14 protein-coding genes are annotated in these 14,259 nt (G+C 64.7%); 1 reads left to right on the top strand and 13 read right to left on the bottom strand.

What is annotated here, in order from left to right:
• Positions 1 to 27: 27 nt before the first annotated feature.
• The 12 genes from KUV49_RS17900 to KUV49_RS17845 form a co-directional block, all read right to left on the bottom strand.
• Complete coding sequence (locus tag KUV49_RS17900) at positions 28 to 1,581, bottom strand: trimethylamine methyltransferase family protein (RefSeq protein WP_222452330.1); 1,554 nt, start codon at positions 1,579 to 1,581, stop codon at positions 28 to 30.
• The gene (locus KUV49_RS17895) at positions 1,578 to 2,342 is read right to left on the bottom strand and encodes an NAD(P)-binding domain-containing protein (protein WP_222452329.1); all 765 of its coding nucleotides are present in this window, start codon (positions 2,340 to 2,342) and stop codon (positions 1,578 to 1,580) included. Before KUV49_RS17895 ends, KUV49_RS17900 begins: the two co-directional genes overlap by 4 nt.
• Entirely contained in the window at positions 2,339 to 3,832 is a 1,494-nt protein-coding gene (locus KUV49_RS17890) for an aldehyde dehydrogenase (RefSeq protein ID WP_222452328.1), read from the bottom strand. Before KUV49_RS17890 ends, KUV49_RS17895 begins: the two co-directional genes overlap by 4 nt.
• 112 nt (positions 3,833 to 3,944) lie before the next feature.
• Complete coding sequence (locus KUV49_RS17885) at positions 3,945 to 4,853, bottom strand: dihydrodipicolinate synthase family protein (protein WP_222452327.1); 909 nt, start codon at positions 4,851 to 4,853, stop codon at positions 3,945 to 3,947.
• Entirely contained in the window at positions 4,843 to 5,547 is a 705-nt protein-coding gene (locus tag KUV49_RS17880; protein ID WP_261391564.1) for a GntR family transcriptional regulator, read from the bottom strand. Before KUV49_RS17880 ends, KUV49_RS17885 begins: the two co-directional genes overlap by 11 nt.
• 242 nt (positions 5,548 to 5,789) lie before the next feature.
• Complete coding sequence (locus KUV49_RS17875) at positions 5,790 to 6,389, bottom strand: hypothetical protein (protein WP_222452325.1); 600 nt, start codon at positions 6,387 to 6,389, stop codon at positions 5,790 to 5,792.
• Complete coding sequence (locus KUV49_RS17870) at positions 6,386 to 7,237, bottom strand: carbon-nitrogen hydrolase family protein (RefSeq protein ID WP_222452324.1); 852 nt, start codon at positions 7,235 to 7,237, stop codon at positions 6,386 to 6,388. Before KUV49_RS17870 ends, KUV49_RS17875 begins: the two co-directional genes overlap by 4 nt.
• Positions 7,238 to 7,259: 22 nt before the next feature.
• A complete protein-coding gene (locus KUV49_RS17865; RefSeq protein ID WP_222452323.1) occupies positions 7,260 to 7,673 on the bottom strand; it encodes a hypothetical protein in 414 nt (137 codons plus the stop codon).
• 78 nt (positions 7,674 to 7,751) lie between these two features.
• On the bottom strand, positions 7,752 to 9,116 hold the full coding sequence (locus KUV49_RS17860; protein WP_222452322.1) for an FMN-binding glutamate synthase family protein: 1,365 nt from the start codon (positions 9,114 to 9,116) through the stop codon (positions 7,752 to 7,754).
• An 80-nt stretch (positions 9,117 to 9,196) separates the two neighbouring features.
• Positions 9,197 to 10,066, bottom strand: coding sequence for a GXGXG motif-containing protein (locus KUV49_RS17855; protein WP_222452321.1), 870 nt, complete (start codon positions 10,064 to 10,066; stop codon positions 9,197 to 9,199).
• Positions 10,054 to 10,989 (bottom strand): glutamine amidotransferase, encoded by a 936-nt coding sequence (locus KUV49_RS17850; protein ID WP_222452320.1) that lies wholly within the window; start codon positions 10,987 to 10,989, stop codon positions 10,054 to 10,056. The genes KUV49_RS17855 and KUV49_RS17850 overlap by 13 nt, the downstream gene beginning before the upstream one ends.
• A gap of 80 nt (positions 10,990 to 11,069) precedes the next feature.
• Positions 11,070 to 12,539 carry a glutamine synthetase family protein gene (locus KUV49_RS17845; protein ID WP_261391677.1) on the bottom strand — a complete coding sequence of 490 codons (1,470 nt, stop codon included), beginning with the start codon at positions 12,537 to 12,539 and terminating at the stop codon, positions 11,070 to 11,072.
• A gap of 226 nt (positions 12,540 to 12,765) precedes the next feature.
• Here KUV49_RS17845 and KUV49_RS17840 point away from each other — a divergent pair, with 226 nt between their 5' ends.
• A complete protein-coding gene (locus KUV49_RS17840; RefSeq protein WP_315899566.1) occupies positions 12,766 to 13,449 on the top strand; it encodes a FadR/GntR family transcriptional regulator in 684 nt (227 codons plus the stop codon).
• 199 nt (positions 13,450 to 13,648) lie between these two features.
• Here the strand turns inward: KUV49_RS17840 and KUV49_RS17835 are convergent, their stop codons facing one another.
• Positions 13,649 to 14,200 (bottom strand): hypothetical protein, encoded by a 552-nt coding sequence (locus KUV49_RS17835; protein ID WP_222452318.1) that lies wholly within the window; start codon positions 14,198 to 14,200, stop codon positions 13,649 to 13,651.
• Positions 14,201 to 14,259: the final 59 nt, after the last annotated feature.

Here is a 14,259-nt window from a genome sequence, read left to right as displayed (position 1 = left end):
GTCACTCCTCCGCGCCGTCGCGCGTTCTCAATACTCCTGGTTCAGCGCATCCGCCGCCGGGATCTCGCTTTCCCGTTTCGCAATATACGCCAGCAGAGCCTCGTTCACAGCTTCGTCCAGCTTCGGCTCTTCATACTCGTTCAGCATCTTGCGTGCGTACGCCTGCGCTCTTGCATTCGCCTCCACCGCGCCCTCGGCCTGCCACTGCTCGATCGAGTTGTTGTCAAAGAGATCCGGCATGAAGAACGCCCGCTGGAAATTCGCCAGCGTATGGGGATGGCCCAGGTAATGCCCGCCGGGTCCGATATCGCCCACGGCCGCCACCGCCTCGTCGAAATCGTCCCAGCGGATGCCCTCGGCCATCCGGTACGCCATCGCGCATTGCTCGGCGTCGATCACGAATTTCGCCATCGAGCAATGCATCCCGGCCTCGTTCCAGCCCGCCGCGTGCCACATGTAATTGGTCCCGGCCATCTGCAACGCCATCAGGGTCGTGGCACTCTCGTACCCCGCCTGCGCATCCAGCGTCTTGGCCCCGCCAAGGTTGGTCGAGGACCGCCACGGCACGCCATAGAACCGCGCCATCTGCCCGATCATCAGGTTCATCAGGCTGATCTCCGGCGTTCCCGCCATCGGCGCGCCCGACTTCATGCTGACCGTCGACAGGTAGTGCCCGTATATGGCCGGACACCCCTTGCGCACGACCTGCGTATAGGCCAGCGCGCTCAGCGCCTCGGCATTCAGCTGCGCCACCGTGGGCGCAACAGACGCCGGCGTATTGGCCCCGCCCAGCACGAACGGGCTGCACAGCACCGGCTGGTTGCGGCGACAGAACGCCCGCATCGCGCCCAGCATGGTTTCATCCCACACCAGAGGCGAGTTGCCGTTGCAATTGCCCGTCACCACCGGGTGCGTCTCCATGAACGCCTCGCCAAAGAGGATCGCGCACATCTCCATCACGTCCTCGGCGTTCTTCGGACTGGTGGTCATCCCCATGAACGTCTTGTCCGAGTGCTTCATCGACGAATAGGTGATCCGCAGATGCCGCTGGCTGATCGGATGGTCATAGGGCTCCACGATATGATGCGCGCTGGAATGCAGCGCCGGCGACATCTGCGCCAGCTTGTGGAAATTCGCCAGGTCCTCCAGCGTCGGATTGCGCCGGACGTCGTCCAGATCCCGCAGGAACGGCGCGCCGGTCATCGGCACGAAAATCGCATGCTCGCGGCCAAATGGCAGGTTATGCGCCGGGTTCCGCGCATGATAGGTGAAGCTCTCGGGGATCGACCTGATCAGCTCCCGCACCAGCCCGCGATCCAAGTGCACCCGGTCGCCGTCGCGCACCTCCGCACCGGCCCGTTTCCAATCCGCAATCGCGATCTCGTCGCGAAAGACCACGCCCACGTTTTCCAGGATATCCATGCTCGCCGCATCGATGCGCTCGATCTCTTCGGCGCTCATCGGCTCGGTCAGCGGCAGGCCCCGCTTCAGGCTGGGCAGCATCTTGACGTCCCGCACGGCCCGCAGCGCGGTCCGTGTGCCGCGCCCTCGACGCGCGGGTTTTTCCGCAATTGCCGTCACGCGTCGTCCTCCATGCTGTCCGAAATTCCGTCCAGTATCCCCGGCAGCCCGTCAAAGGCCCCCTGCGCCGCCAACCCCTCGACCATCTGCAGGTTCAGGGTATTGGGCGTGGCCAGCGCCCTCTTCTCGTCATGCAACTCGCCCGCGCGGTCTCGGCCAAGGCCGTTCAGAACCCCGGTCACCAGGTTGCTGACATAGATCTCCGCCGCCTCGGGTGACCCGGTCTTTCCCGCCAGCCATCCGGTGCCTTCTTCCAGCAGCCCCAACGCCGCGGCCACCATCGTCGAGGCCGCGAAATGGTGGTTCAGCGCCGCCTCGTCCGCCTGCGGCAACACCGGGTTCTCTGCCCCGAAGAGCGCCTGTACGACGCCCGGATCCCCCGCCACCGGCAAGGGGCAGCCGCCGTTCTCGATGAACCCGTAAGGGATCGTCACCGACACGTCCCGCACCGGCGCACAGGCCGCCACGATCCCGGCCATCGGCACGCCCGCCATGACCGACACGATCTTCTGGTCCGCCCGGAACGGCAGGCCCTTCACCACGTCGGCCCAGACCGCCGGACGCAAGCACAGAAGGACGATCTCGCTGTGCTCCACGACCTCGGCATTCTCCGCCACCGCGATGCCCAAACCACTCTGCGCCAACGCCGCCGACACCGCCTCGCCGCGGCGCGACACCGTCACCTCATGCCCGATGCGTGCCAGCGCCCGCGCCATCGGCGCCGCGATATGCCCGGCTCCAAGGAATCCGACCCGGCTCATCCCACTAGGTCTCCGTCCTTCGGATCGCTCAGATCGACCCAGATCGTCTTCACTTCCGTGAACTGGTCATGGGCATGCACGCCGTTGTCCCGCCCGCCAAAGCCGGACTGCTTGTACCCGCCAAAGGGCGTCGCGATATCCCCTTCACCATAGCAGTTCACCGTCACGGTCCCCGCCCGGATCTCCCGCGCCGCCCGGATCGCGCGGCGCACATTCGAGGTAAAGACCGACGCCGCCAGCCCGTAGGCCGTGTCATTGGCCAGCTGGATCGCCTCGGCCTCGCTCGCCACCTCGATCACCGACAGGACCGGGCCAAAGATCTCCTCCTTCGCCCGCTTGTCGTCCTTCTTGACCTCGTAGACCGTCGGCTCGATGAAATTGCCCTTGGGCTTGCCGCCCCCGGCCACCGCCTTGCCTTTCAGATAACCCGCCACCTTCTTGCAATGCTCGCTATCCACCAGCGCGCCCAGATGGTTCGCCGGGTCCAGCGGATCGCCAGTCTTCCAGTCGCGCATCCGCGCCACGATCCGCTCCATAAGCGGCTCTTTCACAGCCTTCATCACGATCACCCGGCTGCAAGCGGAACAATTCTCGCCCATGTTCCAAAACGCCGCATTCACCAGGTGCTCGGCCACGTGATCGAGGCTCTCGGCATCCTCCAGCACCACGGCCGGGTTCTTGCCCCCGCATTCCAGCGTGATCTTCTTCATATTGCTGTCGGCGGCGTAGCGCAGGAACCGCTTGCCAGTCTCGGTCGACCCGGTAAAGCTCACCATGTCCACGCCCATATGCAGGCCCAGCGGCGCGCCCACGCTCGGTCCATCCCCCGGCAACACCTGCAACACACCGCGCGGCACGCCCGCCATATGCGCCACTTCCGCCAGCCGCAACGCGGTCAGGCTGGTCTGCTCGGCCGGCTTCACGATCACCGAGTTGCCCGCCGCCAGCGCCGGCCCGATCTTCCACGCCATCATCAGCAGCGGAAAGTTCCACGGCAGCACGCAGGCCACCACGCCCAGGGGTTCCCGCACGATCAGGCTCAGCGCATCGTCCCCCGACGGGCCCACCTGGTCATAGATCTTGTCGATCAGTTCCGCGTGCCACTTGATCGTGTGAATGACCTCGGGAATATCCACCGTCTCGCAGTCCCGGATCGGCTTGCCGCTGTCGAGGCTCTCCATCACCGCGAACTCGTGCCGCCGCCGCGCGATCAACTTGCACAGCCGGATCAGAACGTCCTTCCGCGCGCTCGGATGCGCCTTCGCCCACTCGCCGCGTTCAAAAGCCTCCCGCGCCTTCTCCACCGCGAAATCCACGTCCTTCGCATCGGCGGTCGAGATCTTCGCCAGCACCTCCCCCGTCGCCGGGTTCACCGTCTCCATCACCGGCCCCGATCCCCTGCGGAACTTGCCATCGACGAAAGGCGCGCGCGGCAGGTCCAGCTCGGCGGCAATCGCGCCATATTCGTCCCGTGTCAGAAGCTCGGTCACGCCGGTGCCCTTTCCTGTTTCCCGTCCCGGGCCTGACCCGGGACCTCCTGGTTGGCGCAGAGGTCCCGGCTCGGGGGCCGGGACGCGTGGGTGCCACTTTCAACCGACAGGCTCATGTCCTGCCCCCTTCGATGGCGGCCACGCCCGTGTCCATCGTCCGGATCACCTCTTCGAGGCTGCGCTTGTCATCCTTGTTGAGCGGCAAGAGCGGCTTGCGCGGCGGCCCCGCCGGAATGCCGCGCAGCGTCACGCCATGCTTGATGCACTGGATGAACTTGCCGCCCTGCTCCAGCACCCGCATTAGCGGCATCATCGCCGACATGATGGCCCGGCCCCTGGTGAAATCCCCTTCCACCACGCAGGCCCGGTAGAGCGCCACATGCGCCTCGGGCGCGAAATTCGATCCGGCGCAAACCCAGCCCTTGGCCCCCCAGGCAAAGAACTCCAGCGCCTGGTCGTCCATCCCGCACAGAAGCCCCAGATGCGGATAGTCCCGCGCAATCAGGTGCAGCCGGTTGATGTCGCCCGAGCTCTCCTTGATGCCGCAGAAATTGGGCGAGCGGCCAAGGCGATCCAAAGTCTCCTCGTCCATGTTCACACCCATCCGGCCCGGGTAGTTGTACAGCAGCACCGGCATATCCACCGCCCGGTCTATGGCCAGCGCGTGCAAGGCGATCTCGCGCCCCGTCGGCACCGAGTAGGGCGGCGTCGCCACCAGGATCGCATCGGCGCCCACGTCCTTCGCCATCCTGGCAAATTCGATACTGTCCTCGGTGCGCAGCGCGCCCGTCCCCACCACCAGCGGCACGCGTCCCTTGATCAGCGCGTGGGTCTTTCGCGCCAGCCATTCTCGCTCCTCGAAGCTCTGCGCGTAATACTCCCCCGTGGTCCCGGCACTGATGATCCCGGCCACGCCGCCCGCGATCAGCTGCTCCACCACCTCGCCCAGCGCGCCCTCGTCCACCGTGAAATCCTCCCGGTATGGCGTCACGATGGGCGTCCATATGCCCTCAAACTGCATCTTCACGATCCTTCACCGGCAAGACGTCGATCGGCAACGGATCGGGGCTCACGAACCGCTCCAGCCGATCCCGCGACAGGTTCCAATGGGCGATGGTCAGCTCGACGATCACCCCCGGCTCCTGCCGCTCGATGGCCTCGATCATCGCGTCATGATGCGCGCAGGCCGTCACCACCCGCGCCGCCTCGTCCTCCGAGGCCGGGCGATAGAATGTCTGGCTCAGCCGCGTATGGTCGATCAGCATCCGCTTCAAGCTGGGCAGCAGGTAGGGGTTGTGCGCCATCTCCCCCATGCACAGGTGAAAGCGATGGTTCTGCAACGCGGCCTCCGCCGCATCGCCCGCCTCCGTCGCCGCGCGGAACCGCTCCTGGATGGCCTTCAAAGGCCCGATTTCGCCCGCCTTGCGGTTCTCGGCGGCCAGCCGCGCCACGTTCGCATAGATCATCGGCGCGGTCTGAAAGAACGTCCGCATCACCGGCAGGTCCATCGACGCCACCTTGGCGCCGCGGTTCTGCGTCAGGTCCACATACCCCTCGCCACCCAGCCGCTGCAGGATCTCGCGCATCGGCGTGCGCGACATGGCGTAACGCTCACACAGCGTCGCCTCGTCGAGGTCGCTGCCGGGCGCGATCTCCTGCGTCAGGATACGCATCCGCAGGTCTTCCAGGCACTGCGTTTTCTTGTCGGCGGTCAAAGCGACTCTCCTTGCTGAATACATAATGTATACATTTTGTATTGCCGCGTCGACTCAAATTTCGCGCCCCCGCCGGACCCTGCCCAACCCCTGCTTTTTCTTGCCAAAAATACTCGCGCCGCAGGCCCCCGCCCGCCACATGCACACCGTCGGGCCGGGTGCGTCACGCCACCCTCACGCCCCCGAGGCCACAAGGCCGAGAGAACCTGCGCGCGTGAAACGCGCTCGATCGAACTGAAAGCCTAGCGCCGCCCGCCCACCGGCGGATCGGCCCGGCTCGCGTCCCAGTCGGGCTCGAAGCCCAGCACTTCCGTCGCCGGCGGCAGGGCCGGGTTGAACAGGACATTATGCGCCATCGTCGCCTGGTGCAGCAGGTTGTGCGGCGCCAGCCGCCAGACCTTGCAGTAAAGCTCGAACGCCTGCCCGTAGGCCTCGAACCGCAATGTCGCGTGCCCCGCCTCGTGCAGCGCCTTGGCGCCCGGGCTGCCCGGCGGGAAGGTCGCGGTCAGGATGTCGGAAAACTCCTTGGCCTTCTGGTAATAGGTCGCCGACAGGAATTGCAGCGCACTCTGCCGCCGCTGCGCCGGGTCGTTGGTCTTCGCCGCCATGTGCTGCAATTCCGGCGTCACCGAATATCCCGGCGCCTTGTTCAGCACGGTGATCACCACGCCCATGGGCGCCTCATGCCCCTCCGGCGTCACCTCCGGCATGATGGCATCATCGGGGCGCCCGTCATTGTTGCGCATCGCCAGCTGCCGCACGTGGCACTGCCATTTCAGGAACCCCAGCCGCAGCGGGTTGTCGGAATAGCTCTGCCCCAGTTGGGCCGCCAAAGATGTCATGCCACGCTCCTCTCGGGGTCTGGCGTTTCCATGTCGAAGTCCCGGTCGCTGGTCAGGCTGGGCACCCGGCCCGCGGCCTTTTCCACGTCGTCCAGGTCGATCACCGCCTGCACCACGCCGGGCTCCGTGCCGCCCTCGGCCAGCACCTCGCCCCACGGCCCGACGATCAGCGAATGGCCATAGCATTCGCCCCCGCCCGGCACCGGCCCAATCGCGCAAGGCGACACCACGAACCGCGTGGTCTCGATCGCCCTTGCCCGGTTCAGCACGTGCCAATGCGCCTCACCCGTCTTCTTCGTGAACGCCGCGGGACAGATCAGCATCTCCGCCCCCGCCTGCGCCAGCCCCCGCCACAGCATCGGAAACCGCAGGTCGTAACAGATCGTATGCCCGATCCGCCCGTAGGGCGTGTCGTGAATGACGGCCCGGCTGCCCGGCGCCACCCGCTCGCTCTCGCGGTAGACTTCCGTCTCGCTCAACTGGATGTCGAACATGTGGATCTTGTCATACCGCCCCGTGACCCTGCCCTGATCATCCAGCATGATCCCACGGTTGATGATCCGCCCGTCCGGTCCGTCCACCGCGATGGAGCCGAGGTTCATCCACACCCCCGCCTCCCGCGCAAAGGCCTGCGCCTCGCGCAGAAACGGATGATCGCCCTCGGGGGCAGAAGGCGCCGCCACGGCCGCGCCCTCCGTTTTCAGCCCGCCGCAATATTCCGGCAGGAAAAGAACCTGCGCGCCCGCCGCCACCGCCCTCTCGGCCAGCGGCCGCGCCTCCTCCCAGGCCGATGCGAAATCGGGCATGGGCCGTGTCTGCAGGCAGGCGATGTTGATCGGGCGCGTCATGTCTGGTCCTTTCAAAGTCCTCTCAGAACTTCATATAGGCCTTGCGCAGGTTCACCAAAGGGTGCCGGTCCGACATCTGGAACTTGATCAGCAATTCTCGCGCGATCATGTCCCGGTCCTGCTGGTTGTCGGGCAGGTCGATCGTGTCGGGCACCCGCACCCAGCCGTTGTTGTTGCGGTCGAACACCGCCGGCGCGCCTTCCTCGTAGCCCATATGCACGTCTTCCAGCCAGTTCAGGTCGTCCCAGCCCATGGTTTCCATGTACTTCGTCAGGAACGGCGTGATCCGGTCATAGTCCGGCACAAGGTTCACGTCATAGCGATAGCCGATATGCTGCCCGATTTCCTTTTCGCGCTCCGAGCCAAGCCCGTCCTTGTCCTTCAGGAACTGGTCGACATCGGTGATCTCCGATCCGCGATACTGTGATCCAGCCATTGTTTTCTCCTCTTCCGGGGTGCCGGGGTAAACCCCGGCCTACGGTTGCGGTAGGGCGGGGTTTACCCCGCCAAACCCTCAAAAATGGTGATAATCCTCGACGCCGACCGTATGGCTGGTGCCCGCCAGCGGAACCCCCGCCATGGCAGAGGCCTCCATCGTCAGCGCGGCCAGGTCTTCCGGCTCGAGGCTGTGCAGGTAGGTCTTGCCGCACGCCCGTGCGAACAGTTGCGCCTCGATGGTCAGCGTGTGCAGGAAGTTGTACACGCGTTCCGCCGCCTCGTCCGGGTCCAGCCGCTCGCGCAGCATGGGGTCCTGCGTCGCCACGCCCACCGGGCAGCGGCCCGTGTGACAGTGATAGCAATAGCCCGGCTCGGCCCCGATCTCCTCGGGATAGTTCGCCTCGGGGATATCCTTGTTGCAGTTCAGCGCCATCATGGCCGAGTGGCCGATCGCGATGGCATCCGCGCCCAGCGCGATGGCCTTGGCCACGTCCGCGCCATTCCGGATCCCGCCCGCGTAGACCAGGCTTATCTCGCCCCGCTTGCCAAGGCTGTCGATGGCTTTCCGCGCCTGGCGGATGGCCGCCATGCCCGGAACCCCGGTATCCTCGGTCGCAAGGTGCGGGCCCGCGCCCGTGCCACCTTCCATCCCGTCGATATAGATGCTGTCCGGATCGCATTTCACCGCCATCCGCACGTCGTCGAACACGCGGGAGGCCCCCAGCTTCAGCTGGATCGGGATCTGCCAGTCGGTCGCCTCGCGGATCTCCTGGATCTTCAGCGCCAGGTCGTCCGGGCCCAGCCAGTCGGGGTGCCGCGCCGGCGAGCGCTGGTCGATCCCCGCAGGCAAGCTGCGCATCTCGGCCACCTGGTCGGTCACTTTCTGACCCATCAGGTGCCCGCCCAGACCCACCTTGCAGCCCTGCCCGATGAAGAACTCGCAGCCATCGGCCAGCACAAGGTGGTTGGGGTTGAAACCATAGCGCGACTGGATGCACTGGTAGAACCACTTGGAACTATAGCGCCGCTCGTCGGGGATCATGCCCCCCTCGCCCGAACAGGTCGCCGTGCCCGCCATCGTGGCCCCGCGTGCCAGCGCGGTTTTCGCCTCGTAGGACAGCGCGCCGAACGACATGCCGGTGATATAGACCGGGATATCCAACTCCAGCGGCACCTTGGCGCGCGGCCCGATCACGGTCTTGGTCTCACACTTCTCGCGATAGCCTTCGATCACGAAGCGTGTCAGCGTGCCGGGCAAAAAGGTCAGGTCATCCCAGTGCGGGATCTTCTTGAACAGCGAGAACCCCCGCATCCGGTAGCGGCCAAGCTCGGACTTGATGTGGATGTCATCCATCACACGCGGCGGGAAGATGAAGCTGTCACCGATGCGGTTCACATCGCGCGCCAGCTGTTTTTTCTGCGGCAGATCACCATCAGCCATGTTTGTCTCCTTCGTGCATGGTGAGGTGGGTTGCAAACCCACCCTACACGTCCGGCGTAGGGTGGGGTTTCACCCCACCATTACAAAATCAATTTCTTCTCGGACGGCTCGAGGTTGTCGTAGTTCCACAGTTGCTTGCCGGCGACGACCTTGGTGAAGTGATCCACCCCCTTCTCGGGCATCAGGCCATACTGCGTCAGCTTCCGTGTCAGCCACTTCTTGTCGAGCTCCGTCAGCTCCGCCGTCACGGCATCCACGCCCAGGCTCCTGATCTCTCCGCCCACGTAAATCGTGCCGTCATACATCGAGTCGCCCAGGTTCTTGCCCGCGTTGCCGCAGACCACCATCCGGCCCCGCTGCATCATGAAGCCACTGAGAGCGCCGGTATCGCCACCGACGATGATCGTGCCGCCCTTCTGGTCGATCCCCGTCCGCGAGCCCACCGAGCCGCGGCACACGAGGTCACCGCCCCGAATGGCCGCGCCAAAGGTGGAGCCGGCGTTCTTCTCGATCATGATCGTGCCGGACATCATGTTCTCGCCGCAGGACCAGCCCACGCGCCCGCTGATGCGCACGTTCGGCCCGTCGATCAGACCGACCGCGAAATAGCCGGTCGAACCTTCGATGATCAGGTTCAGCTTGCTCAGGATCCCCACGCCAAGGCTGTGCATCCCGCGCGGGTTCTGCAGCACGATCGTGCCGTAACCCTCGCGCATCAGCTCGCGGATGTTCGAGTTCACTTCCGTCACGGTCTTGCCGTCACAGTCGATCTCGGTCCGCTTGTTGAAGTCCACGTCGGGCGCCCACGGATAGGTGAACCGCTCCTCGGCATCCGGGTCGAACTCGACGTAAAGCGACTTGCCCGTCAGCTGTTCGGTCCGCATCCCCAGGGCGGTCACCCGCTCCTCCTGGGTCATCTTTTTCAGGTCTGCGTCACTTACGCTTGCCATACCCGGACCTCCTCGTCGTAGGGATCTGTCGTGTCGATTTCCTGCGGCAGGATCGCGCGGATCGCCACCTCCTCGCTCGCCATGGCGATCAGGTCGTCGGATTCGTAAAGAACCAGCGGTTTCGCCGCCATCGTGTCCTTCGCCATGCCCAGCTGATCCTTGGTGGCCACCAGGTAGGTGAACACCCCGTCGATCTCCTCGATCGACTTGCGCAGGCTTTCCTCCAACGTGATGCCATTGGCCAGGTTGTGCGCGGTATAGACCGCCAGCAGCTCCGAGTCGCAGTTCGACATGAACCGATGGCCCTTGCGCTCCATCTCGCGGCGCATGATCCAGTAGTTGGTGATCTGGCCGTTATGCACCACGCTCACGTCGTTATAGGGGAACGCCCAGTAGGGGTGGGCCGACTTGATGTCGACGTCCGATTCCGTGGCCATCCGCGTGTGCCCGATGGCGTGCGTGCCCTTGAAATCGTTGAGGCCATAGGCTTTCGACACCACCGACGCATCGCCCAGGTCCTTGATCAGCTCCAGCCCGTTGCCCATCGACAGGATCTCGATCCCGTCCTGTTCCTCGATATGCTCGGCCATCTCGCCCAAGTTGTCGGCGCCGGTGAAGACATAGCGCAGCGCGTATTCCAGCGGCGCGTCCTTGGACTTGATCTTGGCGCCGTGCTCTTTCATCACCTGTTCGACATAGGCGATACGGTCCTCGATCACCTTGTGAACGCCGCGGCCCTTTTCCATGTCCTCGGCCTCGGCCACCTTCAGGCGCATGATGTAATCGCCCTCGGTCGGTTCACCGTATACCGCGTAGCCGGTGCTGTCCGGCCCCCGGTGCTTGAGCGCCAGCAGCATCGAGGTCATCTCCGACCCCACGTCGCTGCTCTTGCCCTTGTAGATTAGTCCAGCAATTCCACACATCTGGAAACGCCTCCTCTGGGTTGCGAATGTCTTAGAGCGGCGGCGGGCTCCTCAACCCGCCGCCGAACGCATGGGATGCCTCAGGGCAGGCATTCCATGTACGTGTCCTTGTCCCAATCCGTCACGGTGGACATGAACCGGGCGTATTCGTCGTGCTTGTACTCGTCGTAAAGCCGGTACATCTCGCCGGGCATCCCGCGCTGCACCACCTCGTCCTTCTTCAGGAAATCCAGCGCCTCGCCCAGGCTCATCGGCAGCTTCTTGACATCCTTGCCGTCCTTGATCGCCTCGTAGATGTTGCGCTCCTCGGGCTTGCCGGGGTCCAGCTTGTTGTCGATGCCGTCGTCCATCGCCGCCAGCAGGGTCGTGCCCATCAGGTACGGGTTCACCATGCTGTCGACCGAGCGGTACTCGAACCGCCCCGGCGCCGACACGCGCAGGCCGGTGGTGCGGTTCTGGAAGCCCCAGTCGGCAAAGACCGGCGCCCAGAAGCCCGTGTCCCACAGCCGGCGATAGGAGTTCACCGTCGAACAGCCCACCGCGGTCAGCGCCTGCAGGTGATGCACCACGCCGCCGATCGCCTCCAGGCCTTCCTTGCCGGGCATCTGCGGGTCGTCGTCATCGGGCATGAACGTGTTCTCGCCACCCTTGACGTACATGTAGTTCTCTTTCATGCCCGGCAGATCCTTGGGATCGTTGCCGCACTTGACGAACTCGTCCTCGCCGCCGCGCCACAGGCTCATGTTGTGGTGACAGCCCGAGGCGGACACGCCCATGAACGGCTTGGTCATGAAACAGGCGAAAATGCCGTTCTCGCGCGCCACCTGCGCACAGATCTGGCGATAGGTGGTCAGACGGTCCGCGTTGCGCAGCACGTCGTCGAACATCCAGTTCAGCTCCAGCTGGCCAGGCGCGTCCTCGTGGTCGCCCTGGATCATGTCCAGGCCCATCTGCCGGGCATAGCGGATCACCTGCATCGACACCGGGCGCAGGCTCTCGAACTGGTCGATGTGATAGCAATAAGGCTTGGAATAGCCGTCGCGCGGCTTGCCGTTCTCGTCGAACTTCAGCCACATCATCTCGGGCTCTGTCCCGATGCGCAGGCTCCGGCCATGCTTCTTCTTGAAGTCCTCGTGCATCCGACGCAGGTTGCCCCGGCAGTCCGAGGTCAGGAACCCACCCGGATTTTCCTTTTCCTCGCGGTTGCGGAACAGCGTGCAGTAGAAGCGCCCGATCGTCGGCGCCCAGGGCAGCTGCATGAAGGTTTCGGGTTCCGGGATCCCCACCAGCTCGGCCGCTTCCGGACCATAGCCCAGGTACTCGCCCGCACGGTTGGTGAACAGGTTCACCGTGGCGCCATAGACCAGCTGAAAGCCCTTCTTCGCGACGGTTTCCCAGTGATCGGCAGGAATGCCCTTGCCCATGATCTTGCCGGTCACCGACACGAATTGCAGGTAAAGGTACTCGATGCCCTTCGCATCGATCATCTTGCGGACTTCTTTGATTTTCTCGTCGCGCCCGGGGGCCTCGACAAATTTCTCAAGATCCATTTCAGCCACGGTTTAGCTCCCTGATGTTGCGCCGCCCTTGTCGGATCGAGGATCGAATGACGGCCGGTATTTTAGGTGGCATGGGCAGGCATCGCGATGCCGCCCAGCACCCTCACGATTCCGAGGCGCAATCCAAAAGTCAACCGAATTTGATCCAAACATGCAGTTTTTGCTGGAAATGGCCGCTATATGGTATATAATTGGTCCAAATAATGGAGGAATCACAGTGGGTGACGCACAAAGAATGGGCTCGGCGGACATTGCCGGCCTCATCCGGCGCGAAATATCGAAGGGCACTCTGCAACAGCACGACCGCCTGCCGCCCGAACGGATTCTGTCCGAGACCTACGGCGCCGCGCGCGGCACCGTGCGCAAGGCGCTCATGCAGTTGGAATCCGAAGGTTTTGTCGAGATCCGGCCGGGCAGCGGCACCTATGTCCTGCACAAGACCGAGACGGCGGCGGCCAGCGCCATCGACAACGCCACGCCGCTGGAACTGATGGATGCCCGATTCGCGCTCGAGCCGCACAGCTGCCGCCTGTCGGTCCTGCATGGCCGCCACGCCGATTTCGACCGGATGGAAGAGCTTTGCGAGCAGATGGAGGCCAGCCTCGACGACCCCGCCGCGTTCTCCGAGGCCGACACGCAGTTTCACCGAGCCATCGCCGACAGCACCCGCAACGGTCTCCTGGTGTGGATCCTCACCCAGATCGGCAGCGTCCGCGGCCAGGACGACTGGACCCGGATGCGCCGCCTGACGCTGGATGAGCCGACGATCACCACCTACAACCGGCAACACCGCCAGATCCTCGACGCCCTGCGCGCCCGCGAACCCGAGCGCGCCGCGACCATCATGAAGGAACACCTGGAAACCGCCCGCCTGTCGCTCACGCGCGCCTCCGAAACCTGACATCTCCTGAGAGGTCCCGGATCAAGTCCGGGACGCGGTGGTTCCGGGGCAGGAGGCCGCGCCTTGATCCCGCGCGCGCATTCCCCTGATCCGACACCCCGTAGGGTGGGTGACAACCCACCTTTGGCTGATGACAACCCACCCATGGTGGATGAAAACCCACCCTTGGTGAATGAAACCCCACACGCGCGCCCACCCGTCACTTCCGGTAAAGCCGCGCCATCTCATCCCCGAAATACCTGTCGAACGCCTCCGGCGGCAACCACCCCACCGGCGCATCTTCCAGCGTCTGCCCCAGGAACAGCTTGACCGCCGCCACCGCGTGCCAGCTTTGGCTGCCCGCCGCGTGATAGGGCCGCATCGGCACATAGGTTCCGTCCGTCAGGCGCAAATGTGGCCGGTCGATGCCGCTATCCGTTCCCTGCGCGCCCACCGTGCCGACCACGGCCGTCTCCACGTCGCTCAGCCGCCACTCCCAAGTCTCGGACCCCTTGCGGTCGGTCACGCGCAGCGTCACCCGGTCTGCCGTCCGGTCGAACACCATCTCCGACCGCATCCTGCTGCGCCTCCAGTAGACCGCCATTCCCACGATCAGCAACGCCCCCGGCAGCAAGACCTCGGCGAACCCTTCCCACGCCATGAAAAGACACGTGCCCGCCACGAAGATCCCGGCCAGCGCCAGCCCCAGCGTCTTGTCCTTCTGGTCATCCACCAGAGTCAGGGTGGTGTCGGTCTTGTCCTCGATCCGCATCCACCGACGATGCCCCGCACCCCGGGTTCCGTCAATCCTGCACGTCGGGTGGGTGAGAA

Origin of the sequence: Roseovarius atlanticus (assembly GCF_019802205.1) — a bacterium.
GTDB lineage: Bacteria > Pseudomonadota > Alphaproteobacteria > Rhodobacterales > Rhodobacteraceae > Roseovarius > Roseovarius atlanticus_A.
This window is presented reverse-complemented; position numbering and strand designations above follow the sequence as displayed.

What these genes read in the sequence shown, in the direction of transcription:
- KUV49_RS17895 (WP_222452329.1), bottom strand. Translation starts at nt 2,342, where the DNA reads ATGAGCCGGGTCGGATTCCTTGGAGCCGGGCATATCGCGGCGCCGATG.
- KUV49_RS17885 (WP_222452327.1), bottom strand. Translation starts at nt 4,853, where the DNA reads ATGCAGTTTGAGGGCATATGGACGCCCATCGTGACGCCATACCGGGAG.
- KUV49_RS17875 (WP_222452325.1), bottom strand. Translation starts at nt 6,389, where the DNA reads ATGACATCTTTGGCGGCCCAACTGGGGCAGAGCTATTCCGACAACCCG.
- KUV49_RS17870 (WP_222452324.1), bottom strand. Translation starts at nt 7,237, where the DNA reads ATGACGCGCCCGATCAACATCGCCTGCCTGCAGACACGGCCCATGCCC.
- KUV49_RS17865 (WP_222452323.1), bottom strand. Translation starts at nt 7,673, where the DNA reads ATGGCTGGATCACAGTATCGCGGATCGGAGATCACCGATGTCGACCAG.
- KUV49_RS17860 (WP_222452322.1), bottom strand. Translation starts at nt 9,116, where the DNA reads ATGGCTGATGGTGATCTGCCGCAGAAAAAACAGCTGGCGCGCGATGTG.
- KUV49_RS17855 (WP_222452321.1), bottom strand. Translation starts at nt 10,066, where the DNA reads ATGGCAAGCGTAAGTGACGCAGACCTGAAAAAGATGACCCAGGAGGAG.
- KUV49_RS17850 (WP_222452320.1), bottom strand. Translation starts at nt 10,989, where the DNA reads ATGTGTGGAATTGCTGGACTAATCTACAAGGGCAAGAGCAGCGACGTG.
- KUV49_RS17845 (WP_261391677.1), bottom strand. Translation starts at nt 12,539, where the DNA reads ATGGATCTTGAGAAATTTGTCGAGGCCCCCGGGCGCGACGAGAAAATC.
- KUV49_RS17835 (WP_222452318.1), bottom strand. Translation starts at nt 14,200, where the DNA reads ATGCGGATCGAGGACAAGACCGACACCACCCTGACTCTGGTGGATGAC.